Source organism: Pseudomonas sp. NFACC16-2 (assembly GCF_900119205.1).
Classification (GTDB): Bacteria; Pseudomonadota; Gammaproteobacteria; order Pseudomonadales; family Pseudomonadaceae; genus Aquipseudomonas; species Aquipseudomonas fluorescens_Q.
Genome location: NZ_FPIX01000004.1, coordinates 116,175 through 141,717 on the forward strand (window position 1 = coordinate 116,175; position 25,543 = coordinate 141,717).

At 59.4% G+C, this 25,543-nt stretch carries 21 protein-coding genes and 2 tRNA genes; 21 read left to right on the forward strand and 2 right to left on the reverse strand.

What is annotated here, in order from left to right; translation table 11 throughout:
- Window positions 1-45: 45 nt before the first annotated feature.
- On the reverse strand, window positions 46-1,719 hold the full coding sequence (recN, locus tag BT116_RS05865) for a DNA repair protein RecN (RefSeq protein WP_072341058.1): 1,674 nt from the start codon (window positions 1,717-1,719) through the stop codon (window positions 46-48).
- Between the two features lie 241 nt (window positions 1,720-1,960).
- Between recN and grpE the strand changes: the two genes are divergently transcribed.
- The 8 genes from grpE (at window position 1,961) to BT116_RS05905 (ending at window position 12,439) form a co-directional block, all read left to right on the forward strand.
- Window positions 1,961-2,527, forward strand: coding sequence for a nucleotide exchange factor GrpE (gene grpE / locus BT116_RS05870; protein WP_013692249.1), 567 nt, complete (start codon window positions 1,961-1,963; stop codon window positions 2,525-2,527).
- Between the two features lie 101 nt (window positions 2,528-2,628).
- Window positions 2,629-4,545, forward strand: a complete 1,917-nt coding sequence (gene dnaK / locus BT116_RS05875) for a molecular chaperone DnaK (RefSeq protein ID WP_014336568.1) — start codon at window positions 2,629-2,631, stop codon at window positions 4,543-4,545.
- 322 nt (window positions 4,546-4,867) lie between these two features.
- Window positions 4,868-5,992 carry a molecular chaperone DnaJ gene (gene dnaJ, locus BT116_RS05880; RefSeq protein ID WP_003197693.1) on the forward strand — a complete coding sequence of 375 codons (1,125 nt, stop codon included), beginning with the start codon at window positions 4,868-4,870 and terminating at the stop codon, window positions 5,990-5,992.
- Window positions 5,993-6,001: 9 nt separating this feature from the next.
- A complete protein-coding gene (gene dapB / locus BT116_RS05885; protein WP_014336570.1) occupies window positions 6,002-6,808 on the forward strand; it encodes a 4-hydroxy-tetrahydrodipicolinate reductase in 807 nt (268 codons plus the stop codon).
- A gap of 255 nt (window positions 6,809-7,063) precedes the next feature.
- Complete coding sequence (gene carA, locus BT116_RS05890) at window positions 7,064-8,200, forward strand: glutamine-hydrolyzing carbamoyl-phosphate synthase small subunit (protein ID WP_003197697.1); 1,137 nt, start codon at window positions 7,064-7,066, stop codon at window positions 8,198-8,200.
- Between the two features lie 105 nt (window positions 8,201-8,305).
- Complete coding sequence (gene carB, locus BT116_RS05895) at window positions 8,306-11,527, forward strand: carbamoyl-phosphate synthase large subunit (RefSeq protein WP_072341061.1); 3,222 nt, start codon at window positions 8,306-8,308, stop codon at window positions 11,525-11,527.
- Window positions 11,528-11,529: 2 nt separating this feature from the next.
- The gene (gene greA / locus BT116_RS05900; RefSeq protein WP_030139783.1) at window positions 11,530-12,006 is read left to right on the forward strand and encodes a transcription elongation factor GreA; all 477 of its coding nucleotides are present in this window, start codon (window positions 11,530-11,532) and stop codon (window positions 12,004-12,006) included.
- 28 nt (window positions 12,007-12,034) lie between these two features.
- Complete coding sequence (locus BT116_RS05905) at window positions 12,035-12,439, forward strand: MFS transporter (protein ID WP_072341064.1); 405 nt, start codon at window positions 12,035-12,037, stop codon at window positions 12,437-12,439.
- 10 nt (window positions 12,440-12,449) lie between these two features.
- Here BT116_RS05905 and BT116_RS05910 read toward each other — a convergent pair whose 3' ends face one another.
- A complete protein-coding gene (locus BT116_RS05910) occupies window positions 12,450-12,758 on the reverse strand; it encodes a YhbY family RNA-binding protein (RefSeq protein ID WP_003197704.1) in 309 nt (102 codons plus the stop codon).
- 106 nt (window positions 12,759-12,864) lie between these two features.
- Between BT116_RS05910 and rlmE the strand changes: the two genes are divergently transcribed.
- From rlmE to truB, 13 genes are all read left to right on the forward strand, one after another.
- Window positions 12,865-13,515: a 23S rRNA (uridine(2552)-2'-O)-methyltransferase RlmE gene (gene rlmE / locus BT116_RS05915; RefSeq protein ID WP_072341066.1), complete on the forward strand. Its 651-nt coding sequence runs from the start codon at window positions 12,865-12,867 to the stop codon at window positions 13,513-13,515.
- A 192-nt stretch (window positions 13,516-13,707) separates the two neighbouring features.
- Window positions 13,708-15,618 carry an ATP-dependent zinc metalloprotease FtsH gene (gene ftsH / locus BT116_RS05920; protein ID WP_072341069.1) on the forward strand — a complete coding sequence of 637 codons (1,911 nt, stop codon included), beginning with the start codon at window positions 13,708-13,710 and terminating at the stop codon, window positions 15,616-15,618.
- Window positions 15,619-15,626: 8 nt separating this feature from the next.
- On the forward strand, window positions 15,627-16,478 hold the full coding sequence (folP, locus tag BT116_RS05925; RefSeq protein WP_072341072.1) for a dihydropteroate synthase: 852 nt from the start codon (window positions 15,627-15,629) through the stop codon (window positions 16,476-16,478).
- 16 nt (window positions 16,479-16,494) lie between these two features.
- A complete protein-coding gene (glmM, locus tag BT116_RS05930) occupies window positions 16,495-17,832 on the forward strand; it encodes a phosphoglucosamine mutase (protein ID WP_072341075.1) in 1,338 nt (445 codons plus the stop codon).
- A gap of 66 nt (window positions 17,833-17,898) precedes the next feature.
- Window positions 17,899-18,654 carry a triose-phosphate isomerase gene (tpiA, locus tag BT116_RS05935; RefSeq protein WP_072341078.1) on the forward strand — a complete coding sequence of 252 codons (756 nt, stop codon included), beginning with the start codon at window positions 17,899-17,901 and terminating at the stop codon, window positions 18,652-18,654.
- Between the two features lie 4 nt (window positions 18,655-18,658).
- Window positions 18,659-19,042: a preprotein translocase subunit SecG gene (gene secG / locus BT116_RS05940; RefSeq protein ID WP_003197714.1), complete on the forward strand. Its 384-nt coding sequence runs from the start codon at window positions 18,659-18,661 to the stop codon at window positions 19,040-19,042.
- Window positions 19,043-19,063: 21 nt separating this feature from the next.
- Window positions 19,064-19,149: transfer RNA gene (locus tag BT116_RS05945), tRNA-Leu, on the forward strand.
- Between the two features lie 97 nt (window positions 19,150-19,246).
- A tRNA-Met gene (locus BT116_RS05950) sits at window positions 19,247-19,323 on the forward strand.
- A gap of 140 nt (window positions 19,324-19,463) precedes the next feature.
- A complete protein-coding gene (gene rimP, locus BT116_RS05955; RefSeq protein ID WP_013692254.1) occupies window positions 19,464-19,922 on the forward strand; it encodes a ribosome maturation factor RimP in 459 nt (152 codons plus the stop codon).
- A gap of 59 nt (window positions 19,923-19,981) precedes the next feature.
- Complete coding sequence (gene nusA / locus BT116_RS05960) at window positions 19,982-21,463, forward strand: transcription termination factor NusA (RefSeq protein ID WP_003177868.1); 1,482 nt, start codon at window positions 19,982-19,984, stop codon at window positions 21,461-21,463.
- A 27-nt stretch (window positions 21,464-21,490) separates the two neighbouring features.
- Window positions 21,491-24,010, forward strand: coding sequence for a translation initiation factor IF-2 (infB, locus tag BT116_RS05965; protein WP_063322981.1), 2,520 nt, complete (start codon window positions 21,491-21,493; stop codon window positions 24,008-24,010).
- Window positions 24,011-24,169: 159 nt separating this feature from the next.
- Complete coding sequence (gene rbfA / locus BT116_RS05970) at window positions 24,170-24,571, forward strand: 30S ribosome-binding factor RbfA (protein ID WP_003177871.1); 402 nt, start codon at window positions 24,170-24,172, stop codon at window positions 24,569-24,571.
- Window positions 24,572-24,575: 4 nt separating this feature from the next.
- On the forward strand, window positions 24,576-25,493 hold the full coding sequence (gene truB / locus BT116_RS05975) for a tRNA pseudouridine(55) synthase TruB (RefSeq protein ID WP_072341081.1): 918 nt from the start codon (window positions 24,576-24,578) through the stop codon (window positions 25,491-25,493).
- Window positions 25,494-25,543: the final 50 nt, after the last annotated feature.

The following is a 25,543-nucleotide window of genomic DNA, read 5'->3' on the forward strand; positions in this document are numbered from 1 at the left end:
CGAACGAAGGCGACCCCAGGGTCGCCTTCGTGCTTTCTGCCGTTCTCAGGTTTTTGCGGTAACGACCATTTTTTTCGCGTGGGCCAGGGATTCCTTGGTGAGGTCGATGCCCCCGAGCATTCGCGCCACTTCTTCTACGCGCTCGTTTTTGTTGAGCTTGGACACGGCGGTGCGAGTGGCATCCTCGCCGCGTACCTTATGCACAAATAGATGCTGGTGCCCCTGGGCGGCGACCTGAGGCAGGTGAGTCACCGTCAGTACCTGGCCGCGTTCCCCCAGTCGGCGCAGCAACTGGCCGACAATTTCCGCGGTTGGGCCACCGATGCCTACGTCCACTTCGTCGAATACCAGCGTCGGCACGCGAGAGGTCTGCGCGGTGATGACCTGGATGGCCAGGCTGATTCGTGACAGTTCGCCGCCGGATGCGACTTTGGCCAGGGCCTTGAGCGGTTGTCCGGGGTTGGCACTGACCAGCAGTTCCACTTGCTCCAGCCCGTTGGGCTGGAGCTCGTCGCCAGCGTTGGGGCGCAATTCGATGGTGAAGCGCCCGCCGGGCATGCCCAGGCGCTGGATTTCTTGCTCCACGGCGCTGGCCAGCCCTGTTGCGGCGTGCTGCCGCAGTTCACTGAGCTCCCTGGCCTTTTCCTGGTAATGACGGGCATAAGAAGCCAGTTCATCCCCCAGGCGCTCGATGGATTCATCGTTGGCGTTCAGGGTTTCCAGCTCTTCCAGCAGCCGCTGCTGGAGTTCGGCAACGTCGGCCGGTTGGATGCGGTGCTTGCGCGCCAGTGTATAGATGGTGTCCAGGCGCTCTTCCAGGTACTGCAGGCGGGCCGGGTCGGCATCGAAATGATCGAGGAACCGATTCAGCTCCCCGACGGCTTCTTCGACCTGGATCTGCGCACTCGTCAGCAGGTTCGTCGCTTCGTTCAGCGCGCCCACCGAATTGTTCACACTGGAGAGTCGGTTCAAGCTCGCTGTCAGCGCATTGAGCACATTGCCCGAATCGCTCTCGCTGCATTGTTCGACCACTTGCCGGCAAATGCCTAGCAGGGTTTCGGCGTTGGTCAGGTTCTTGTGTTCCTGCTCCAGTTCTGCCAGTTCATTTTCACCCAGGGCCAGGTTCTCCAGCTCTTCGAGCTGATAGCTCAGCAACTGGTGACGGGCGCGCTGTTCGTCGCCGGAGTTGGAGAGTCGATCCAGTTCCTGCCGGGTTTGGCGCCAGCGTTGGGCCGCCAGTTGGACCTGTCGGGCCAGGTCGGTGGCGCCGGCGTATTCATCCAGCAAGCGGCGATGGGTGTCGGTCTTGAGCAGGGATTGGTGTTCATGCTGGCTGTGAATGTCGATCAGCAGCTCGCCGAGGGCCTTGAGGTCGCCCAAGGGACAGGGCGTGCCGTTGATGTAGCCGCGGGAGCGGCCTTCAGCGGTGATGACCCGGCGCAGGATGCACAGGCCGTCGGTGTCCAGGTCGCGTTCGGCCAGCCAGGCGCTGGCCTCGGGGATGTCGACCAGGTCGAACGTCGCCAGGATGTCGGCCTTGTCCGCTCCGGGGCGCACTACGCCACTGTCGGCGCGGTCGCCCAGCGTCAGGCCCAGGGCATCGAGCATGATCGACTTGCCTGCGCCAGTTTCACCGGTGATCACACTCATGCCTCGATCAAGTTCGAGGTCGAGGTGTTCGACGATGGCGTAGTTGTGTACGGACAGGTGCACCAGCATAAGGCCACTCCCAGGCTTTAGGTCTGGTTATTTATACAGTGTTTTGTTTTGGCCTGACAATGTCTTCGCTTAGCTCGATTTGCTTGGATAAATGATTTTCTTAGCGCGACGGGGAATGGTTATGCAGCTGTTTTTTGTAAGGCTAATTCGTCAGATGGGCCTTGAAGCTGAAAAACCCGACCCCATATACCGGGGCAGAAGCGCGAGTTGAGCTCGCGGACGAAGTTGAGAGGAGAAATCTATGGCTGACGAACAGACGCAGGACACGCAAAATCTAGACGCCAATCAGGCTTCCCAGGATTCCGGTGAAGACCTGGCGGCACGTGTACAAGTGCTCGAGGAGCAACTGGCCGGTGCGCAGGACCAGGCGTTGCGTGTAGCAGCCGACCTGCAGAACGTTCGCCGTCGCGCCGAGCAAGATGTAGAGAAGGCTCATAAATTCGCCCTGGAGCGTTTCGCCGGCGACCTGCTGCCGATCATCGACAGCCTGGAGCGTGGCCTGGAGCTGTCCAACCCGGATGACGAAAACATTCGTCCGATGCGTGAAGGCATCGAGCTGACCCTGAAGATGTTCCAGGACACCCTCAAGCGTTATCAGCTCGAAACCCTTGATCCGCATGGCGAACCCTTCAACGCCGAGCACCACCAGGCCATGGCGATGCAGGAAAGTGCCGACGTCGAGCCAAACAGTGTGCTGAAGGTTTTCCAGAAGGGCTATCTGCTCAATGGGCGCCTGCTGCGTCCGGCCATGGTCGTGGTCAGCAAGACGCCAGCGCCGGTTTCGCCTTCTATTGATGAGCAGGCTTGAAATCGGTCTTAGCGGCCCCATCTATATGTCAAGCGTTTAAGTGCTACCGCAGTTAGCCACCACTGCTGCGGCAACAAAATCCAAGTTCCGGGAGAGTTAACATGGGCAAGATTATCGGTATCGACCTGGGGACCACCAACTCGTGCGTCTCCGTGCTGGAAAACGGCAAGGCCAAAGTCATCGAAAACGCTGAAGGCGCACGTACTACGCCGTCGATCATCGCCTACGCCAATGATGGCGAGATTCTGGTTGGCCAATCGGCCAAGCGTCAGGCAGTGACCAATCCGCATAACACCCTGTACGCGGTGAAGCGTCTGATCGGTCGCAAGTTCGACGAAGAAGTCGTCCAGAAAGACATCAAGATGGTGCCTTACAAAATCGCCAAGGCTGACAACGGCGACGCCTGGGTTGAAGTGAACGGCCAGAAAATGGCGCCGCCACAGATCTCGGCTGAAATCCTCAAGAAAATGAAGAAAACCGCCGAAGATTACCTCGGCGAAGCGGTGACTGAGGCGGTCATTACTGTGCCTGCCTATTTCAACGACAGCCAGCGCCAGGCGACCAAAGACGCCGGCCGCATCGCGGGCCTGGACGTAAAACGTATCATCAACGAACCGACTGCGGCCGCTCTGGCCTACGGTATGGACAAGGCCAAGGGCGATCACACCGTGATCGTTTATGACCTGGGTGGCGGTACCTTCGACGTTTCCGTGATCGAGATCGCTGAAGTCGACGGCGAGCACCAGTTCGAAGTATTGGCAACCAACGGTGACACATTCCTCGGTGGTGAAGACTTCGACATTCGCCTGATCGACTACCTCGTCGACGAGTTCAAGAAAGAAAGCGGCATGAACCTCAAGGGTGACCCGCTGGCCATGCAGCGCCTGAAAGAAGCCGCTGAAAAAGCCAAGATCGAACTGTCCTCGAGCCAGTCGACCGATGTGAACCTGCCGTACATCACCGCAGACGCCACCGGTCCTAAGCACCTGAACGTAAAAATCTCCCGCGCCAAGCTCGAAGCGCTGGTGGAAGACCTGGTTCAGCGCACCATCGAACCTTGCCGCATCGCTATGAAAGACGCCGGTATCGACGTTGGTTCGATCAACGACGTGATCCTGGTTGGCGGTCAGACTCGTATGCCACTGGTTCAGAAGTTGGTGACCGATTTCTTCGGTAAAGAAGCACGTAAAGACGTCAACCCTGACGAAGCTGTTGCCATGGGTGCTGCTATCCAGGGCGCGGTATTGGCTGGTGATGTGAAAGACGTTCTGCTGCTCGACGTCAGCCCGCTGACTCTGGGTATCGAAACCATGGGCGGCGTAATGACCGCGCTGATCGAGAAAAACACCACGATTCCTACCAAGAAATCCCAGGTGTTCTCGACTGCCGACGACAACCAGGGCGCAGTGACCATTCACGTGCTGCAAGGTGAGCGTAAGCAAGCCGCACAGAACAAGTCCCTGGGCAAGTTCGACCTGGCCGAGATTCCACCAGCACCACGTGGCGTGCCACAAATCGAAGTGACCTTCGACATCGACGCCAACGGCATCTTGCACGTCGGCGCGAAAGACAAGGCTACCGGCAAGACTCAGTCGATCGTGATCAAGGCCAACTCCGGTCTGTCCGAGGAAGAAATTCAGCAGATGGTTCGCGATGCTGAAGTCAACGCCGAGGAAGACCGCAAGTTCGAAGAACTGGCCAGCGCTCGTAACCAGGGCGATGCCTTGGTGCACTCGACTCGCAAAATGATCGCTGATGCTGGCGAAAAAGTGACCGCGGAAGAGAAAACCGCCATCGAAGCGGCCGTGGTTGCCCTGGAAGCTGCCGTCAAAGGCGACGACAAGGCCGCCATCGAAGCGAAGATCGAAGAGCTGTCCAAGGTCTCTGCGCCAGTGGCTCAGAAGATGTACGCCGAACAGGCTCAGCCTGCAGAAGGCGCGGCTGCGCAGGGCGAATCGGCCGAGAAAGCCGACGACGTCGTTGACGCCGAGTTCGAAGAAGTGAAAGACCACAAGTAATCGCTTGTTGGTCGGCCGGTTGACTGCATTTGTGCGGTGGCTGGTAGGATGTCGCCGCGCGGGAGCTTGCTCCCGCGTTGGCGTGTCTGGAACCAATGAATTTTTACAGCATGCGACAACGCTCGGATGCTGGCGGTGTGATCGGGAATGCTCCTGCTTTCCGAGTGGCGGACACCGCGTTTTGGCCGGGTCCCTGGCTGAAAAACTTAAGACCAGGATCGTTGAATCGACGTGAGTTGGGTCCGGGCCTGTATTGGGGCTCAACGAGTTTGGCAAGGTTCAGGAGAGGTTTGCCGGACGTCCTATAAGAGTGCAAAGACTAATGGCAAAGCGTGACTTTTACGAAGTATTGGGTGTCGAGCGGGGGGCCAGCGAGGCGGACCTGAAAAAGGCCTATCGTCGCCTGGCGATGAAGCACCACCCGGACCGTAATCCCGGCGACAAAGCGTCGGAAGAGATGTTCAAGGAGGCCAACGAGGCCTACGAAGTACTGTCCGATTCGAGCAAGCGCGCGGCTTACGACCAGTACGGTCATGCCGGCGTCGACCCAAGCATGGGTGGCGGCGGTGCCGGTTTCGGCGGTCAGAACTTTTCCGATATTTTCGGTGATGTATTCAGCGATTTCTTCGGTGGCGGTCGCGGCGGTGCCCGGGGCGGCGCCCAGCGTGGCAGCGATTTGCGCTACACGCTGGAGTTGAACCTGGAAGAAGCGGTGCGCGGTACTACCGTCAATATCCGTGTTCCAACGCTGGTCAATTGCAAGCCATGCGATGGCTCGGGCGCCAAGAAGGGTTCCTCGCCCGTTACGTGCCCGACCTGTGGCGGTATCGGCCAGGTTCGCATGCAGCAGGGCTTCTTCTCGGTGCAGCAGACCTGCCCGCGTTGCCATGGCCAAGGCAAGATCATTTCCGATCCGTGCGACTCCTGCCACGGTGAAGGGCGTGTCGAAGAGTACAAGACACTGTCGGTCAAAGTGCCGGCCGGTGTCGACACCGGTGACCGCATTCGCCTGTCCGGCGAAGGCGAGGCGGGTGCCCAGGGCGGCCCGACTGGTGATCTGTATGTGGTCATCAACGTGCGCGAGCATGCGATTTTCCAGCGCGACGGCAAGCACCTGTTCTGCGAAGTGCCGATCAGCTTCGTCGATGCGGCCTTGGGTGGTGAGCTTGAGATCCCGACCCTCGACGGTCGCGTCAAGCTGAAAATCCCCGAGGGCACGCAGACCGGCAAGCAGTTCCGGATCCGCGGCAAAGGCGTCGCGCCAGTGCGTGGCGGTGGTGCGGGCGACCTGATGTGCCGCGTGGCGGTGGAGACTCCGGTCAACCTGGGGCGGCGTCAGCGTGAGCTGTTGGAAGAATTCCGTAACTCGCTGGCGGATGACAACAGTCACTCCCCGAAAACCACTGGTTGGTTCGAAGGTGTAAAACGCTTCTTCGGCGACCTGTAAGGAGTTCGCATGCGACGTATAGCTGTGATGGGTGCTGCGGGGCGCATGGGCAAGGCGCTGGTCGAGGCGGTGCAGCAGCGCTCGCCGCTTTCCGGCCTGACGGCGGCCATCGTTCGGCCCGACAGCACGCTGGTAGGTGCCGATGCGGGCGAGTTGGCCTCACTGGGGCGTATCGGTGTGCCGATGTCCGGCGGCCTGGAGAAAGTGCTCGACGAGTTCGATGTACTGATTGATTTCACTTTGCCGGACGTGATGCTGAAAAACCTGGCGATCTGCCGCAAGCACGGCAAGGCCATGGTGATCGGTACGACGGGGCTGGATGCTGCGCAAAAGCAATTGCTGGCCGATGCGGGCAAGGACATTCCGATCGTGTTTGCCGCGAACTTCAGCGTGGGCGTGAACCTGTCGCTGAAGCTGCTGGACATGGCGGCCCGGGTCTTGGGTGACGATGCGGATATCGAAATCATCGAGGCGCACCACCGGCACAAGATCGACGCGCCTTCGGGAACGGCCTTGCGCATGGGTGAGGTGATTGCCGACGCGTTGGGTCGCGATCTGCAGGAAGTGGCTGTGTATGGGCGTCAGGGGCACACCGGTGCTCGTGAACGCAGCACCATCGGTTTCGCCACTGTGCGCGGCGGTGATGTGGTGGGCGACCATACCGTGCTGTTCGCCACTGAAGGCGAGCGCCTGGAGATCACCCACAAGGCATCGAGCCGGATGACTTTCGCCAAGGGTGCTGTACGTGCCGCGCTGTGGTTGGATGGCCGCGAGCCTGGTTTGTACGACATGCAGGACGTTCTCGACCTGCGTTGATGCCTTTAGGTGCGGGGTTCAGGTTATACTGAGCCCCGTTTTACACCGCTTCGCGACGGCCTGTCGCATTCCCCTGCCTTCAAGGCTCATTAGCGGTGGACCAAAAAAGCCTTTTTCTGTAAGCTACAGCTTTAGTGTGTCCACTAAAAGCGCGCAGAATAATTCAGTGAACAAGCGGGGTGACGTGTCCATACGTCACTCCGCTTTTTTACAACCTGCGATCGCCCTTTCAGGCTTTATTTACGGGAGGTCTTCTTGACTAAGCCAGCCATACTCGCCCTTGCTGATGGCAGCATTTTTCGCGGCGAAGCCATTGGAGCCGACGGTCAGACCGTTGGTGAGGTGGTGTTTAACACCGCAATGACCGGCTATCAGGAAATTCTTACCGATCCTTCCTACGCCCAACAAATCGTTACCCTGACTTACCCGCACATCGGCAACACCGGCACTACGCCGGAAGACGCCGAGTCTGATCGTGTCTGGTCCGCCGGCCTGGTCATCCGTGACTTGCCGCTGGTAGCGAGCAACTGGCGTAACACGATGTCCCTGTCCGATTACCTGAAAGCCAACAACGTCGTGGCGATCGCCGGTATCGACACCCGTCGCCTGACCCGCATCCTTCGGGAAAAAGGCGCGCAAAACGGCTGCATCATGGCCGGCGACAACATTTCCGAAGAAGCCGCCATTGCCGCTGCCCAGGGCTTCCCTGGCCTCAAGGGCATGGACCTGGCGAAAGTCGTCAGCACCAAGAAACAGTACGAATGGCGCTCCACGGTCTGGGACCTGAAGACCGACAGTCACGCGACGATCGAGGCTTCCGAGCTGCCTTACCACGTCGTGGCCTACGACTACGGCGTCAAGCTGAACATCCTGCGCATGCTGGTCGAGCGTGGTTGCCGCGTCACCGTGGTGCCGGCCCAGACCCCGGCCGCCGACGTCCTGGCCCTCAAGCCCGACGGTGTGTTCCTGTCCAACGGCCCGGGTGACCCGGAGCCTTGCGACTATGCGATCCAGGCGATCAAGGACGTGCTGGAAACCGAGATTCCGGTATTCGGTATCTGCCTCGGTCACCAACTGCTGGCTCTGGCTTCGGGCGCCAAGACCTTGAAGATGGGCCACGGCCACCACGGTGCCAACCACCCCGTGCAGGACCTGGATACCGGCGTGGTGATGATCACCAGCCAGAACCACGGTTTCGCGGTGGACGAAGCCACTCTGCCGGCCAATGTGCGCGCGATCCACAAGTCGCTGTTCGACGGCACGCTGCAAGGTATCGAGCGTACCGACAAGAGCGCGTTCAGCTTCCAGGGCCACCCTGAAGCGAGCCCGGGCCCGAACGATGTGGCCCCGCTGTTCGATCGCTTCATCAACGAGATGGCCAAGCGACGCTGACCGCGAGAAGCCTGAGGGCGGCCCCGAGCGCGGCGGCCCCTTCGGGCGCTTCAAAGATTGTTCGACGGCCTAGCCGACTGACCTGCGGATTTGAGTGACAAACCCATGCCAAAACGTACAGACATAAAAAGCATCCTGATTCTCGGCGCTGGCCCGATCGTGATCGGCCAGGCCTGCGAATTCGACTACTCCGGCGCCCAGGCCTGTAAAGCCCTGCGCGAAGAGGGTTATCGCGTCATCCTGGTGAACTCCAACCCGGCCACCATCATGACCGACCCGGCCATGGCCGACGCCACCTACATCGAGCCGATCAAGTGGCAGACCGTTGCCAAGATCATCGAGAAGGAACGCCCGGACGCGCTGCTGCCGACCATGGGTGGCCAGACCGCGCTGAACTGCGCCCTGGACCTGGAGCGCGAAGGCGTCCTGGAGAAGTTCGGTGTGGAAATGATCGGCGCCAACGCCGACACCATCGACAAGGCCGAAGACCGTTCGCGCTTCGACAAGGCGATGAAATCCATCGGCCTGGACTGCCCACGCTCGGGCATCGCCCACAGCATGGAAGAGGCCAACGCCGTCCTGGAACGCCTTGGCTTCCCGTGCATCATCCGTCCGTCCTTCACCATGGGCGGCACCGGTGGCGGCATCGCCTACAACCGTGAAGAGTTCGAAGAAATCTGCGCCCGTGGTCTCGACTTGTCGCCGACCAAGGAACTGCTGATCGACGAATCCCTGATCGGTTGGAAAGAATATGAAATGGAAGTTGTCCGCGACAAAAAGGACAACTGCATCATCGTCTGCTCCATCGAAAACTTCGACCCGATGGGCGTGCACACGGGTGACTCGATCACCGTCGCACCAGCCCAGACCCTGACCGACAAGGAATACCAGATCCTGCGTAACGCCTCCCTGGCGGTACTGCGCGAGATCGGCGTGGAAACCGGCGGCTCCAACGTCCAGTTCGGCATCTGCCCGAACACCGGTCGCATGGTGGTCATCGAGATGAACCCGCGGGTATCCCGTTCGTCGGCCCTGGCTTCCAAGGCCACCGGTTTCCCGATTGCCAAGGTCGCTGCCAAGCTGGCCGTGGGCTACACCCTGGACGAGCTGTCGAACGACATCACCGGCGGCAAGACCCCGGCGTCCTTCGAACCGTCCATCGACTACGTCGTCACCAAGCTGCCACGCTTCGCCTTCGAGAAGTTCGCCAAGGCCGATGCCCGCCTGACGACTCAAATGAAGTCGGTTGGTGAAGTCATGGCCATCGGCAGGACCTTCCAGGAATCCTTGCAGAAAGCCCTTCGCGGCCTGGAAGTGGGCGTCTGCGGTCTTGATCCGAAGCTGGACCTGGCCGACCCGGAAAGCATGAGCGTGCTCAAGCGCGAGCTGACCGTGCCGGGCGCCGAGCGTATCTGGTACGTGGCCGATGCCTTCCGTGCCGGCATGACCGTCGAGCAGATCTTCGGCATGAACATGATCGACCCTTGGTTCCTGGTACAGATCGAAGATCTGATCAAGGAAGAAGAGAGGGTCAAGACCCTGGGCATGTCCAGCATCGACCGCGACACCATGTTCCGCCTCAAGCGCAAAGGCTTCTCCGACATGCGCCTGGCCAAGCTGCTGGGTGTGACCGAGAAGAGCTTGCGCGCCCATCGCCACAAGCTGGAAGTGTTCCCTGTCTACAAACGCGTCGACACCTGCGCGGCCGAGTTCGCCACAGACACCGCCTACCTGTACTCCACGTACGAAGAAGAATGCGAAGCCGCGCCATCGACCCGCGACAAGATCATGATCCTGGGCGGCGGTCCTAACCGGATCGGCCAGGGCATCGAGTTCGACTACTGCTGCGTACACGCGGCACTGGCCCTGCGCGACGACGGTTACGAGACCATCATGGTCAACTGCAACCCGGAAACCGTGTCCACCGACTATGACACCTCCGATCGCCTGTATTTCGAGCCAGTGACCCTGGAAGACGTGCTGGAGATCGTTCGCGTCGAGAAGCCAAAAGGCGTGATCGTCCAGTACGGCGGCCAGACTCCGCTGAAACTGGCGCGCGCCCTTGAAGCGGCTGGCGTGCCGATCATCGGTACCAGTCCGGATGCGATCGACCGCGCCGAAGACCGTGAGCGCTTCCAGCAGATGGTCGAGCGCCTGAACCTGCGTCAGCCGCCAAACGCCACCGTGCGCAGCGAAGACGAAGCGATTCGTGCCGCCGCCAAGATCGGTTACCCGCTGGTGGTGCGTCCGTCCTATGTGCTGGGCGGTCGTGCGATGGAAATCGTCTATCAGGAAGACGAACTCAAGCGCTACCTGCGTGAAGCGGTCCAGGTCTCCAACGACAGCCCGGTGCTGCTGGACCACTTCCTCAACTGCGCCATCGAAATGGACGTGGACGCGGTCAGCGACGGCAAGGACGTGGTGATCGGCGCGATCATGCAGCACATCGAGCAGGCCGGTGTTCACTCTGGTGACTCCGCTTGCTCGCTGCCGCCTTACTCGCTGCCGGCGCACATCCAGGACGAGATGCGCGAGCAGGTCAAGAAAATGGCCCTGGAGCTGGGCGTGGTCGGCCTGATGAACGTGCAACTGGCCCTGCAGGGCGAAGACATCTACGTCATCGAAGTCAATCCGCGCGCTTCCCGGACCGTGCCATTCGTCTCCAAGTGCATCGGTGTTTCCCTGGCGATGATCGCTGCACGGGTCATGGCCGGTAAAACCTTGAAAGAGCTCGGTTTCACCAAGGAAATCATTCCGAACTTCTACAGCGTGAAAGAGGCGGTGTTCCCGTTCGCCAAGTTCCCTGGCGTCGACCCGATCCTCGGCCCTGAGATGAAGTCCACCGGTGAAGTGATGGGTGTGGGCGATACCTTCGGTGAAGCCTTCGCCAAGGCCCAGATGGGCGCGAGCGAAGTGTTGCCGACTGGCGGCACGGCGTTCATCAGCGTGCGTGATGACGACAAGCCACTGGTTGCAGGCGTAGCCCGTGATCTGATCAACTTGGGCTTCGAAGTGGTCGCCACTGCCGGTACTGCCAGGCTGATCGAAGCGGCAGGCCTGAAAGTGCGCCGCGTGAACAAGGTGACCGAGGGACGTCCACACGTGGTCGACATGATCAAGAATGACGAAGTCACGCTGATCATCAACACCACCGAAGGTCGCCAGTCGATCGCCGATTCCTACTCCATTCGTCGCAATGCGCTGCAGCACAAGATCTACTGCACCACGACCATTGCTGCGGGCGAAGCGATCTGCGAAGCGCTCAAGTTCGGTCCCGAGAAGACCGTGCGTCGCTTGCAGGATCTACATGCAGGATTGAAGGCATGAGCATAACCAAGTACCCGATGACGGTTCAGGGCGCGAAGGCCCTGGAAGAAGAACACGCTTTCCTGACCAAGGTCGAGCGCCCGCGCTTGAGCCAGGCTATTGGTGAAGCGCGTGAGCTGGGCGATCTCAAGGAAAACGCCGAATACCACGCTGCTCGAGAGGAGCAGGGGATGGTCGAGGCGCGTGTCCGTGATATCGAAGGTCGCATGCAGAATGCGGTGATCATCGATGTCACGACGATCCCGCACACCGGCAAGGTGATTTTTGGCACTACCGTGGAAATCGCCAACGTCGAAACCGATGAAAGCGTCACTTACCAGATCGTTGGTGAGGACGAGGCGGACATCAAGCTCGGCAAGATTTCCGTTGGTTCGCCCATCGCTCGCGCCTTGATTGCCAAGGAAGAGGGCGATGTGGTGGCGGTGAAGACGCCGGGTGGTGTCATCGAGTATGAGATTGTCGAAGTCCGTCACATCTGAACGAAGGCGCCCGCTGCGAGCGGGCGCCATGATCTGGCAGCTCACCCAGATGTTGTGGGTGGGCGGCGTCTGGTTGTTGCATGTCGGTTTGTTGCCGGTGCTGGGTCGCGTCGGCCTGGCACCGCTGCTCATCGATGAAATCTCAGGCATGCTGACGGCGCTGCTGGTGGGTTTCTCCGCGGCGTGCGTAATATTTCAGGCTTTGGTGCTGGTTCAGGCCGAGGGCCTTGTCAGTCTATGGCGCGACATTCGTGGGCAATTGTTGCTCATGTCGTTGTACGCGTGCGGGATGTTCTTCGCGGTGCGTCTCGGCTGGCCGGATGCGAGCCAGTGGCTGGCATTCAGTTACCTGGTGCTGGGTTTTTCCGGGGTGGTGCTGGTGTTGCAACCGGTTCCCGGGTGGAGTGGCAGGGTGTGCGAGGCACACCCTTGACCCTTTGACATCACTTGAAGCGGTGAACGTTCGACAGTTGCTTGTTGACGCTGAAATTCTTGCGATAAATCAGCGCCATCTTGCCGATGACCTGCACCAGGTCGGCCTTGCCGGTCTTGCACAGTTCGGCAACGGCAGCCAGGCGGGCTTCGCGGTCGAGGATATTGAGCTTGATCTTGATCAGCTCGTGATCGCTCAAGGCGCGCTCCAGTTCGGCGAGTACACCTTCAGTCAAGCCGTTGTCAGCCACAGTCAAAACCGGTTTCAGATGGTGGCCAATGGATTTGTATTGTTTCTTCTGCTCTTGAGTGAGCGGCATAATCTGACCCCTGCGTCTGATCTTGTAAAAAGCGGCGGCCAGTTTACCCGAGCAAGTCCGGGACCGCCCACTTAATCACGACCCGTTTTATTTTTAGAGGTGGCCCGTGGCCCGTTCCAAGACTAGCCAGAACTGGCTCAGAGAGCATTTCAACGATCCGTACGTCAAAATGGCGCAAAAAGACGGCTATCGCTCTCGCGCCAGCTATAAATTGCTCGAGATCCAGGAAAAGGATCGCCTGATCCGTCCAGGCATGACCGTGATCGACCTCGGCGCGGCACCGGGCGGTTGGTCCCAGGTGACCAGTCGTCTGATTGGCGGTCAGGGCCGCTTGATCGCTTCCGATATCCTGGAAATGGACAGCATTCCTGATGTGACCTTTATCCAGGGCGATTTCACGGAAGACGCCGTGTTGGCGAAAATCCTGGAAGCCGTCGGAAATACGCAGGTTGACCTTGTGATTTCCGATATGGCCCCCAATATGAGTGGATTGGCGGCTGTCGACATGCCTCGTGCAATGTTCCTCAGCGAGCTGGCCCTGGATCTTGCCGGGCGGGTTTTGCGTCCAGGTGGTGATTTTTTGATCAAGGTCTTCCAGGGTGAAGGCTTCGATGAATACCACAAGGGCATCCGCAAATTGTTCGACAAGGTGCAGATGCGCAAGCCATTGTCATCCCGTGACCGTTCTCGCGAACAGTATCTGCTGGCGCGGGGCTTTCGTGGTGTTGAAGGTGCGACCAGTGATGAGCGTCTTTGATAGTAGGCGATAGTTTTTTTTGTCTCGCGTTGAAAAAGCCGTGTAACGAAAATTACCCGGTCAAAGTTTCACAAAGGGTTACAGACGGCGCCTGCCAGAGTCGTAGGTAATGTAGTAAGTTAGGCCGGTGAATATCATGCGAAGCGCGCGCCAGTAGCGGAGCTTGCTTCAGAGGGTAGTTAATTGAACGATATGGCAAAGAATCTGATCCTGTGGTTGATCATCGCCGCTGTCCTGGTGACCGTGATGAACAACTTCTCCAGCCCTAACGAGCCGCAGACCCTCAACTATTCCGACTTCATCCAGCAGGTCAAGGATGGCAAGGTCGAGCGCGTAGCCGTTGATGGCTATGTGATTACCGGCAAGCGCACCGATGGCGACAGCTTCAAGACCATTCGTCCGGCAATCCAGGACAATGGCCTGATCGGCGACCTGGTGGACAACCATGTCGTGGTCGAAGGCAAGCAGCCTGAGCAGCAAAGCATCTGGACCCAGCTCCTGGTCGCCAGCTTCCCGATCCTGGTGATCATCGCCGTGTTCATGTTCTTCATGCGGCAGATGCAGGGCGGCGGCGGAGGCAAGGGCGGGCCGATGAGCTTTGGCAAGAGCAAGGCCCGGCTGCTTTCCGAAGACCAGGTGAAAACCACCCTGGCCGACGTCGCGGGTTGCGATGAAGCCAAGGAGGAAGTCGGTGAGCTGGTCGAGTTCCTGCGTGATCCGGGCAAGTTCCAGCGCCTGGGCGGCCGTATCCCGCGCGGCGTACTGATGGTGGGCCCACCAGGTACTGGTAAAACCTTGCTGGCCAAGGCGATCGCCGGTGAAGCCAAGGTGCCGTTCTTCACGATTTCCGGTTCCGACTTCGTCGAAATGTTCGTCGGCGTGGGCGCCAGTCGTGTTCGCGACATGTTCGAACAGGCCAAGAAACACGCGCCGTGCATTATCTTCATCGACGAGATCGACGCCGTTGGTCGCCATCGTGGCGCTGGCATGGGTGGTGGTCACGATGAGCGTGAACAGACCCTCAACCAGTTGCTGGTCGAGATGGACGGTTTCGAAATGAACGACGGCATCATCGTGATTGCCGCCACCAACCGTCCTGACGTGCTCGACCCTGCGCTGTTGCGTCCAGGTCGCTTCGACCGCCAGGTCGTGGTGGGGCTGCCGGACATTCGTGGTCGCGAGCAGATCCTCAAGGTCCATATGCGCAAGGTGCCAATGGGTGACGACGTCGCTCCTGCAGTCATCGCGCGTGGTACGCCGGGCTTTTCCGGTGCCGACCTGGCGAACCTGGTCAACGAAGCGTCGCTGTTCGCCGCTCGCACCGGCAAGCGCGTCGTGGAAATGAAGGAATTCGAGCTGGCCAAGGACAAGATCATGATGGGCGCGGAGCGCAAATCCATGGTCATGTCGGAGAAAGAAAAGCAGAACACCGCGTATCACGAGGCGGGTCACGCGATCGTCGGTCGTGTCGTGCCCGAGCACGATCCGGTCTACAAGGTCTCGATCATTCCGCGCGGTCGCGCCCTGGGCGTGACCATGTTCCTGCCGGAAGAGGATCGCTACAGCCTGTCCAAGCGCGCATTGATCAGTCAGATCTGTTCGTTGTACGGCGGTCGTATCGCCGAAGAGATGACGTTGGGCTTCGATGGCGTGACCACCGGGGCATCCAACGACATCATGCGCGCCAGTCAGATCGCTCGGAACATGGTCACCAAGTGGGGCCTGTCCGAGAAGCTTGGGCCGCTGATGTATGCCGAAGAAGAAGGGGAAGTGTTCCTCGGTCGTGGTGGCAGTGGCCAGCATGCAAGCTTCTCTGGCGAAACGGCCAAGCTGATCGATTCCGAAGTGCGCAGCATCATTGATCAGTGCTACGGCACAGCCCGGCAGATTCTCACAGACAACCGTGACAAGCTCGATGCCATGGCCGATGCCCTGATGAAGTACGAAACCATCGATGCCGAGCAGATCGACGACATCATGGCGGGTCGCGTACCTCGCGAGCCTCGTGACTGGTCGGGTGGTACTGGCACCTCCGGTACACCTCCGGCAGTACAGGGTGAGCGTCCGGAAACACCGATTGGCGGTCCGGCCGCTGATGTCTAAGGCTTGAAATGACTTCTGTTCAGTCCTCGACCCGGTTGCCTTGCGGCAACCGGGTTCTTGATTTGGCCCATGCGCATGTCATGGGTATTCTCAATGTCACGCCTGATTCCTTTTCCGATGGTGGTCGATTCAGCCAGCTCGATGCTGCGCTGCGACATGCCGAGGCCATGGTGGCCGAGGGCGCAACGCTAATCGATGTGGGTGGCGAATCGACCCGGCCGGGCGCACGTGCGGTCTCGCCTACTGAAGAGTTGGAGCGAGTGGCGCCGATTGTCGAGCGCATCCATCGCGAACTTGATGTCATTATCTCGGTCGATACGTCCACGCCTGCGGTCATGCGTGAGACTGCACGGCTGGGGGTGGGCCTGATCAACGATGTTCGGTCCTTGCGGCGCGATGGTGCCTTGGACGCGGCGGCGGCCACCGGGTTGCCGGTGTGCCTGATGCATATGCTCGGCGAGCCGGGGACCATGCAGAATGACCCGCACTATGATGATGTGACCAGGGAGGTAGGTGAATTCCTGGTGGAGCGCCTGGATCAGTGCGCCGCCGCGGGCATTCCCGCCGAGCGGATCATTCTTGACCCTGGGTTCGGCTTTGCCAAGACCCTGGCTCACAACTTGAGCTTGTTCAAGCATATGGAAGCCTTGCATGCCCTGGGGCGGCCCCTGTTGGTTGGGGTCTCGCGAAAGAGCATGATAGGCAATGCCTTGGGCCGCCCGGTAGGTGAGCGCCTATATGGCGGTCTCGCCCTTGCGGCCTTGGCCCTTGCCAAAGGTGCACGCATATTGCGCGTGCACGATGTAGCCGAAACGATGGATGTCGTGCGGATGATCGCAGCTGTGGATTCAGCCGAATAAGAATGACGGAGCACTTATGAGCAAGAAATACTTTGGCACCGACGGTATTCGTGGTCGGGTCGGCGAATACCCTATTACCCCTGATTTCATGCTCAAGCTCGGCTGGGCGGCCGGCATGGCGTTTCGCAAAATGGGCGCGTGCAAGGTGCTGGTCGGCAAGGACACGCGAATTTCCGGCTACATGTTCGAATCGGCACTCGAGGCCGGCCTGACATCGGCGGGTGCCGATGTGATGCTGCTGGGCCCGATGCCGACGCCAGCCATTGCCTACCTGACGCGTACGTTCCAGGCCCAGGCAGGCATCGTGATCAGTGCCTCGCACAACCCTCATGATGACAACGGCATCAAGTTCTTCTCCGGCCAGGGTACCAAGCTGCCGGATGTTATCGAGCTGATGATCGAAGAGCTGCTGGACACGCCGATGACTGTGGTTGAGTCGAGCAAAATCGGCAAAGTGTCGCGGATCAACGATGCGTCGGGTCGCTACATCGAGTTCTGCAAAGGCAGTGTGCCGACCGGTACCAGTTTTTCCGGCCTGAAAATCGTCGTCGATTGCGCCCATGGGGCAACCTATAAAGTTGCGCCGAGCGTCTTTCGGGAGTTGGGCGCCGAGGTGGTGGTGCTTTCCGCCCAGCCTAATGGCCTGAACATCAACCACAACTGTGGCTCCACCCATACCGAGGCGTTGCAGGCTGCGGTGCTGGCTGAGCAGGCCGATCTCGGGATCGCCTTCGATGGCGACGGCGATAGGGTCCTGATGGTCGATCACACCGGCACGGTTGTCGATGGTGACGAGCTGCTGTTCATCATCGCCCGTGACCTGCATGGGCGCGGCAAGCTGCAGGGTGGCGTGGTCGGTACGTTGATGAGCAACCTTGGGCTTGAACTGGCCCTGGCGGACCTGGATATCCCGTTCGTACGGGCAAACGTGGGTGACCGCTACGTGATCTCGGAGCTGCTGGAGCGCAACTGGGTGATCGGGGGGGAGAACTCCGGCCACATCGTGTGCTTCGACCATACCACCACGGGTGATGCGATCATTGCAGCCCTGCAGGTGCTGATGGCGCTCAAGGCGCGTCACGAAGGGCTCGCACAGTCGCGCCAGGCATTGCGCAAATGCCCGCAAGTGTTGATCAACGTGCGTTTCGGTGGCGGTGTGAATCCTCTCGAACATGCGAAGGTCAAGCAGGCCAGTGAGCATGTGACGCAGGCGATGGCGGGGCGTGGACGCGTGTTGTTGCGCAAGTCCGGCACAGAGCCTTTGGTGCGCGTCATGGTCGAAGGAGAGGATGAAGCGCAAGTTCGCGGTTATGCCGAAGAGCTGGCAAAACTGGTTACTGAAGTTTCTGCCTGAATTCGGCTTGCCAGTCATGAATCGGTTGGGTAACATCTGCGCCCACTTTGACCGACGAGGTACAGCATGCGTCGCCCTATGGTAGCTGGTAACTGGAAGATGCACGGTACCCGCGCCAGCGTCGCTGAGCTGATCAAGGGCCTTCGTCATCTGGCCTTGTCTAGCGGTGTTGATGTCGCGGTGTTCCCGCCTTGCTTGTATATCAATCAAGTGGTTGATGGCTTGAAAGGTAAGTCGATTTCGGTCGGCGCGCAGAACTCTGCGGTGGAATCCATGCAGGGTGCGTTGACCGGTGAGATTGCGCCGAGTCAGTTGGTGGATGCGGGTTGTTCGCTGGTCCTGGTTGGACATTCCGAGCGTCGCCAGATCATGGGCGAGCAGGATAAGGCCCTGATTCGCAAATTTTCTGCGGCCCAGGCCTGTGGTCTGATCCCGGTGCTGTGTGTAGGGGAAACCCGGGAGCAGCGCGAGGCGGGAAAGACTCTTGAAGTTGTCGGGCGTCAGCTGGGCGGCATCATCGAAGAGCTGGGTGTCGATGCTTTTGCAAAGGCGGTCATTGCCTACGAACCGGTCTGGGCCATTGGTACCGGGCTGACGGCTTCGCCGCAACAGGCGCAGGATGTGCATGCCGCCATTCGCGCGCAGTTGGCGGCAGAGAATTCTGAAGTGGCACGAGGTGTGCGGCTTCTATACGGCGGCAGCGTGAAGGCGGCCAATGCGGCTGAACTGTTCGGCATGCCGGATATCGATGGGGGGCTCATTGGTGGAGCGTCCCTGAATGCAGATGAGTTCGGTGCGATCTGTCGCGCCGCGGGAAACTGAAAAAATGCTGGAAACAGTCGTAGTCGTTTTTCATCTGCTGGGTGCACTGGGTGTAGTTGCCCTCGTATTGCTGCAGCAGGGTAAAGGTGCGGATGCTGGTGCGTCTTTCGGTGCAGGTGCTTCAAATACTGTGTTCGGAAGCCAAGGTTCCTCTACCTTTCTTAGTAAGTTTACTGCTATACTTGCCGCCGGTTTCTTCATGACCAGCTTAGGGTTAGGTTACTTTGCTAAAGAGAAAGCTCATGAGCTGACTCAAGTAGGTTTGCCAAACCCAGCGGTACTGGAAGCGCCTAAGCAACAACCGGCTTCTGATGATGTCCCGGTGCTTCAAGAGCAAAAGTCGGCCAACCCGGCGACTGACGTACCTCCAGCTCAAGAGCAGAAGTAAGAAGGTTTCAAACGCTGTATTGCCGAGGTGGTGGAATTGGTAGACACGCAACCTTGAGGTGGTTGTGCCCATAGGGTGTAGGGGTTCGAGTCCCCTTCTCGGTACCAATTATCAGGAGAGCCCGCGATTGCGGGCTTTCTTGTAGGTGGAAGGGTTACATTGACCCTGTAAGGGATCGGTCGTATACTTCCGCCCCAGCTTTGTCGCGGGATGGAGCAGTCTGGTAGCTCGTCGGGCTCATAACCCGAAGGTCGTCGGTTCAAATCCGGCTCCCGCAACCAGTTTCAGGGGCCCCTTCCAAGGGGCTTTTTGTTAGCTGGACACTTTATAACGCCGCTGTTCGACGGCGTTTCAGGGATGGGCGATTCGCCCATTTTTTTTTATTTGCACAGCATGCACAAACATGCACGAGGGGGTTCAGGTGTCGAGCAAGCTAGAACAGTTGCAGGCCTTGTTGGCCCCGGTGGTCGTGGCCCTTGGCTATGAATGCTGGGGTATTGAGTTCTCGGCTCAAGGTCGCCACTCACTGTTGCGCGTTTATATCGATAAGGAAGGCGGCGTGTTGGTGGATGATTGCGCCATCGTCAGCCGTCAGATCAGCGGTGTACTGGATGTTGAAGATCCAATCACCTCCGAATACACCCTTGAAGTTTCCTCGCCTGGCATGGAGCGCCCCCTGTTCACACTTGAACAGTTCGCTTCGTTTGCCGGTGAACAAGTGAAGATCAAGCTGCGCTCGCCTTTCGAAGGTCGACGCAACTTCCAAGGCCTTCTGCGCGGTGTAGAAGAGCAGGACGTCGTGGTGCAGGTAGATGACCATGAGTTCCTGTTGCCGATCGATATGATCGACAAGGCCAACATTATTCCCAGTTTTGACTGATACGTGCCAGATACTGCGGATCCCGCGGATCCAATGGCTTGCGAAAGGCGAGGCGTACGATGAGCAAAGAAGTACTGCTGGTTGTTGAGTCGGTATCCAATGAAAAGGGCGTACCGGCTAACGTTATTTTTGAAGCGCTGGAGCTGGCTCTGGCCACTGCTACCAAGAAGCGGTTTGAAGACGAAGTTGATTTGCGTGTGGAAATCAATCGCCACACCGGTGCCTACGAGACCTTCCGTCGCTGGACGGTGGTCGAGGAAGCCGACCTGGATGATCCGGCTATCGAAACCTGGCCGAGCAAGGTTGCAGAAACGCATCCGGGCGCCAAGGTTGGTGATGTAGTAGAAGAAAAAATCGAGTCCATTGAGTTCGGTCGCATCGCTGCACAGACTGCCAAGCAGGTTATTGTGCAGAAAGTTCGCGAAGCCGAGCGCGCGCAAGTCGTCGACGCTTATCGCGAGCGCCTGGGGGAAATTATCTCCGGCACCGTGAAAAAAGTGACCCGCGACAACGTGATCGTCGACCTGGGCAACAACGCCGAAGCGTTGCTGGCTCGCGAAGACATCATCTCTCGCGAAACTTTCCGGGTTGGCGTGCGTTTGCGTGCGCTGCTCAAGGAAATCCGCACCGAGAACCGGGGCCCGCAGCTGATCCTGTCGCGTACCGCGCCGGAAATGCTGATCGAGTTGTTCCGCATCGAAGTGCCGGAAATCGCCGAAGGCCTGATCGAAGTGATGGCCGCCTCCCGTGATCCGGGTTCGCGTGCCAAGATCGCGGTCCGCTCCAAGGACAAGCGCATCGACCCGCAAGGTGCCTGCATCGGCATGCGTGGTTCGCGTGTCCAGGCCGTATCCGGCGAGTTGGGCGGCGAGCGTGTGGACATCGTCCTGTGGGACGACAACCCGGCTCAGTTCGTGATCAATGCCATGTCGCCTGCTGAAGTGGCGGCAATTATCGTCGACGAAGATGCCCACGCCATGGACATCGCCGTTGGCGCAGACAATCTGGCTCAGGCCATCGGTCGCGGTGGTCAGAACGTACGTCTGGCCAGCCAGTTGACTGGCTGGACCCTGAACGTGATGACCGAATCGGACATCCAGGCTAAACAGCAAGCTGAAACCGGCGACATCCTGCGCAACTTCATCGAAGAGCTTGAAGTCGATGAAGAGCTGGCGCAGGTGCTGGTGGATGAGGGCTTTACCAGCCTGGAAGAGATTGCCTACGTACCGGTGGAGGAAATGCTCAACATCGACGGCTTTGACGAGGAGATCGTCAACGAGCTTCGCGCTCGGGCCAAGGATCGTTTGTTGACCAAAGCCATCGCTACTGAGGAAAAGCTGGCAGACGCCCATCCGGCCGAAGACCTGCTCTCGCTTGAGGGCATGGACAAGGATTTGGCGATGGAACTGGCGGTGCGCGGCGTAATTACCCGCGAAGACCTGGCCGAGCAGTCTATTGACGATCTGCTCGACATCGACGGCATTGACGATGATCGTGCCGGCAAGTTGATCATGGCCGCCCGAGCCCACTGGTTCGAGTAATTAGGCGCGGCCTGAGGAGAGAAGTGCATGACGCAAGTCACGGTGAAACAACTGGCCGATGAGGTCAAAACACCGGTAGAGCGCCTGTTGCAGCAGATGCGTGAGGCAGGTCTGCCGCACACCGCCGCCGAGGAACATGTGACCGACAGTGAGAAGCAGTCCCTGCTGACTCACCTCAAGAGCAGTCACAAGGCGAAAGTGGAAGAACCGCGCAAGATCACTCTGCAGCGTAAAACCACCAGCACCCTGCGTGTTGCCGGTAGCAAAAGCATCAGCGTTGAAGTACGCAAGAAGAAAGTCTTCGTACAGCGCAGCCCGGAAGAAATCGAAGCCGAGCGCAAACGCGAACAGGAAGAACGTCGCGCAGTAGAAAATGCTGCTCGTCAGAAGGCTGAAGAAGAAGCCAAGCGTCGCGCCGAAGAAGAAGCGCGTCGCCAGCCTGCTGCTGCGCAAGCTGCTCCGGTAGAAGCCGTCGAGGCTGTTGCCCCGGTAGCCGAGCCTGTGCGCGAAGCCGCTCCAGTGGTGGCTGCGGCTCCGGCTCCAGCCGACACTCGCAAGCGCGACGAACAGCGTCGTCCCGACAAGCCACGTGCCGACGACAACCGTCGTGGCAGTGGCGATGGCGAGCGCAAGAACGCGCCTCATCGTGCTTCGGTCAAGGAAAAGGCACCAGCGCCACGCGTTGCGCCACGTACCACCGACGAAGAAAGCGACGGTTTCCGTCGTGGCGGTCGCGGCAAGGCCAAGCTGAAGAAACGCAACGCCCACGGTTTCCAGAGCCCTACCGGCCCTGTCGTGCGTGAAGTGAAGATCGGCGAGACCATCACTGTGGGCGATCTGGCCCAGCAGATGTCGGTCAAGGCTGCTGAAATCATCAAGTTCATGTTCAAGCTGGGTACGCCAGCCACCATCAACCAGGTACTGGACCAGGAAACTGCCCAACTGGTTGCTGAAGAGCTGGGCCACAAAGTGACCCTGGTCAGCGACACCGCCCTGGAAGATTCCCTGGCCGAGTCCCTGAAGTTTGAAGGTGAGGCGGTTTCCCGTGCACCGGTCGTGACCGTGATGGGTCACGTTGACCACGGTAAAACATCCCTGCTCGACTATATTCGTCGTGCGAAGGTTGCGGCAGGTGAGGCTGGCGGTATTACCCAGCACATCGGCGCTTACCACGTTGAAACCGACCGCGGCATGGTGACGTTCCTCGACACCCCGGGTCACGCCGCGTTTACCGCGATGCGTGCCCGTGGTGCCAAGGCGACCGACATCGTGATCCTGGTGGTTGCAGCGGACGACGGCGTGATGCCGCAAACCATCGAAGCCGTTCAGCATGCCCAGGCAGCTGGCGTGCCGCTGGTGGTTGCAGTGAACAAGATCGACAAGCCGGGCGCCGATCTCGATCGCATCCGCAGCGAGCTGTCGGTCCACGGCGTGACCTCCGAAGAGTGGGGTGGCGACACTCCATTCGTTCCGGTCTCGGCGAAGATGGGTACCGGCGTTGACGAACTGCTCGAAGCCGTTCTGTTGCAAGCCGAGGTTCTGGAATTGACCGCTACGCCTTCGGCTCCTGGCCGTGGTGTGGTCGTTGAATCGCGCCTCGACAAGGGCCGTGGTCCGGTTGCGACCGTCCTGGTCCAGGACGGTACCCTGCGCCAAGGCGACATGGTGCTGGTCGGTTCGAACTATGGCCGCGTGCGCGCCATGCTCGACGAGAACGGCAAGTCCATCAAGGAAGCCGGCCCGGCTATCCCGGTCGAGATCCTCGGCCTGGACGGCACCCCGGATGCTGGCGACGAGATGAGCGTTGTGGCTGACGAGAAGAAAGCCCGTGAAGTGGCTCTGTTCCGTCAAGGCAAGTTCCGCGAAGTCAAACTGGCTCGTGCTCACGCTGGCAAGCTGGAAAACATCTTCGAGAACATGGGTCAGGAAGAGAAGAAGACGCTCAACATCGTCCTCAAATCCGACGTCCGTGGTTCGCTCGAAGCGTTGAACGGTGCCTTGAACGGCCTGGGTAACGACGAAGTGCAAGTGCGTGTGGTCGGTGGCGGTGTCGGTGGTATCACCGAATCCGACGCCAACCTGGCACTGGCCTCCAACGCTGTACTGTTCGGCTTCAACGTGCGTGCCGATGCCGGCGCTCGCAAGATCGTCGAGCAGGAAGGCCTGGATATGCGTTACTACAACGTGATCTACGACATCATCGAAGACGTCAAGAAAGCGTTGACCGGTATGCTGGGCAGCGACGTGCGGGAGAACATCCTGGGCGTGGCCGAAGTTCGCGACGTGTTCCGTTCGCCGAAGTTTGGCGCCATCGCCGGTTGCATGGTGATCGAGGGTGTCGTTCACCGTAACCGTCCGATCCGTGTGCTGCGTGAAGACATCGTGATCTTCGAAGGCGAGCTGGAATCCCTGCGCCGCTTCAAGGATGACGCTTCCGAAGTACGTGCCGGCATGGAGTGCGGTATTGGCGTCAAGAGCTACAACGACGTCAAGGTCGGCGACAAGATCGAAGTCTTCGAGAAGGTCCAGGTTGCTCGCAGCCTCTGACTCGCGCACTTCAAGAGCCGCACCGGGCAGCCGCATGAACATGCACTGCCTGGTTGGCGGACTCTAAATGCAACGCCCGGTCTGGCTTTTGCCAGGCCGGGCGTTTGCCGCTTTCAGACCTCGCGGGTTTCACCGTGGGGCAGTAACAGGTAACAAGACATGGCAAAAGAATACAGCCGTACCCAACGAATCGGCGATCAGATGCAGCGCGAGCTGGCCCAGCTGATCCGTCGCGAAGTCAAAGACCCGCGCGTCGGCCTGGTCACCATTACCGCAGTGGAAGTCAGCCGTGACGTTGGTCATGCGAAGATTTTCATCACCGTGATGGGCCAGGACAGCGCCGAAGAAATCGCCCAGAGCATCAAGGTGCTCAACTCGGCCGCCGGCTTCCTGCGTATGCAGCTGGCCCGGGAGATGAAACTGCGCAGCGTCCCACAGTTGCACTTCCACTACGACGAAAGCGTCGTGCGGGGAGCGCATCTGTCGGCGTTGATCGAACGCGCCGTGGCTGAAGACAGTCAGCACCCGGTTGCGGCTGAACCTGAAGACACCAAGGAGTAATTCGGTGGCTCAGGTCAAACGTATCCGTCGTAACGTCAGCGGCATCATCCTGCTCGACAAACCGTTGGGGTTCACGTCCAACGCGGCGTTGCAGAAGGTTCGCTGGCTGCTCAATGCTGAAAAGGCCGGGCACACCGGTAGCCTCGATCCGCTGGCCACCGGCGTGCTGCCGCTGTGCTTTGGCGAGGCGACCAAGTTTTCCCAGTACCTGCTCGATTCCGACAAGGGTTATGAAACCCTGGCGCAACTGGGCAAGACAACCACCACGGCGGATGCCGAAGGTGAGGTTTTGCTTGAGCGCCCGGTGACCGTTGGTCAGGCCGATATCGAAGCGGTGTTGCCGAAATTTCGCGGGCAAATCAGTCAGATACCGCCGATGTACTCGGCCCTGAAGCGTGATGGCCAACCGCTGTATAAACTGGCTCGTGCAGGCGAAGTAGTGGAGCGTGAACCGCGTTCTGTTACTATTGCGCGCTTGGAATTGCTGGCCTTTGACGGTAATACTGTGCGGCTGGCCGTGGATTGCAGCAAGGGCACCTATATCCGGACCCTGGTGGAGGATATTGGTGAACAGCTCGGCTGTGGTGCGTACGTGGCAGAATTGCGACGGACCCAGGCCGGGCCTTTCACGTTGGCCCAGACGGTCACGCTGCAAGAGCTTGAAGCGGTCCATGCCGAAGGCGGCAACGAAGCGGTCGACCGTTTCCTGATGCCATCGGACAGCGGGTTGCTGGATTGGCCGCTGTTGCAGTTCTCGGAACACAGCGCGTTCTACTGGCTCAATGGCCAGCCGGTACGTGCCCCGGATGCGCCGAAGTTCGGCATGGTCCGGGTGCAGGATCATAATGGTCGCTTCATCGGTATCGGTGAAGTGAGCGAAGACGGGCGCATTGCGCCGCGTCGACTGATTCGGTCGGAATGACCGGAACCAGTCTGCGTAACAGCAGGTTGGCGAGTGTGGCTGTTAACAGG

Bases quoted from the DNA above. Each gene is read 5' to 3' on its own strand.
- folP (WP_072341072.1), top strand. From the start codon at position 15,627: ATGACTTCTGTTCAGTCCTCGACCCGGTTGCCTTGCGGCAACCGGGTT.
- rbfA (WP_003177871.1), top strand. From the start codon at position 24,170: ATGGCAAAAGAATACAGCCGTACCCAACGAATCGGCGATCAGATGCAG.
- dapB (WP_014336570.1), top strand. From the start codon at position 6,002: ATGCGACGTATAGCTGTGATGGGTGCTGCGGGGCGCATGGGCAAGGCG.
- carB (WP_072341061.1), top strand. From the start codon at position 8,306: ATGCCAAAACGTACAGACATAAAAAGCATCCTGATTCTCGGCGCTGGC.
- recN (WP_072341058.1), bottom strand. From the start codon at position 1,719: ATGCTGGTGCACCTGTCCGTACACAACTACGCCATCGTCGAACACCTC.
- BT116_RS05905 (WP_072341064.1), top strand. From the start codon at position 12,035: ATGATCTGGCAGCTCACCCAGATGTTGTGGGTGGGCGGCGTCTGGTTG.
- infB (WP_063322981.1), top strand. From the start codon at position 21,491: ATGACGCAAGTCACGGTGAAACAACTGGCCGATGAGGTCAAAACACCG.
- grpE (WP_013692249.1), top strand. From the start codon at position 1,961: ATGGCTGACGAACAGACGCAGGACACGCAAAATCTAGACGCCAATCAG.
- nusA (WP_003177868.1), top strand. From the start codon at position 19,982: ATGAGCAAAGAAGTACTGCTGGTTGTTGAGTCGGTATCCAATGAAAAG.
- BT116_RS05910 (WP_003197704.1), bottom strand. From the start codon at position 12,758: ATGCCGCTCACTCAAGAGCAGAAGAAACAATACAAATCCATTGGCCAC.
- glmM (WP_072341075.1), top strand. From the start codon at position 16,495: ATGAGCAAGAAATACTTTGGCACCGACGGTATTCGTGGTCGGGTCGGC.
- ftsH (WP_072341069.1), top strand. From the start codon at position 13,708: ATGGCAAAGAATCTGATCCTGTGGTTGATCATCGCCGCTGTCCTGGTG.
- dnaK (WP_014336568.1), top strand. From the start codon at position 2,629: ATGGGCAAGATTATCGGTATCGACCTGGGGACCACCAACTCGTGCGTC.
- secG (WP_003197714.1), top strand. From the start codon at position 18,659: ATGCTGGAAACAGTCGTAGTCGTTTTTCATCTGCTGGGTGCACTGGGT.
- tpiA (WP_072341078.1), top strand. From the start codon at position 17,899: ATGCGTCGCCCTATGGTAGCTGGTAACTGGAAGATGCACGGTACCCGC.
- dnaJ (WP_003197693.1), top strand. From the start codon at position 4,868: ATGGCAAAGCGTGACTTTTACGAAGTATTGGGTGTCGAGCGGGGGGCC.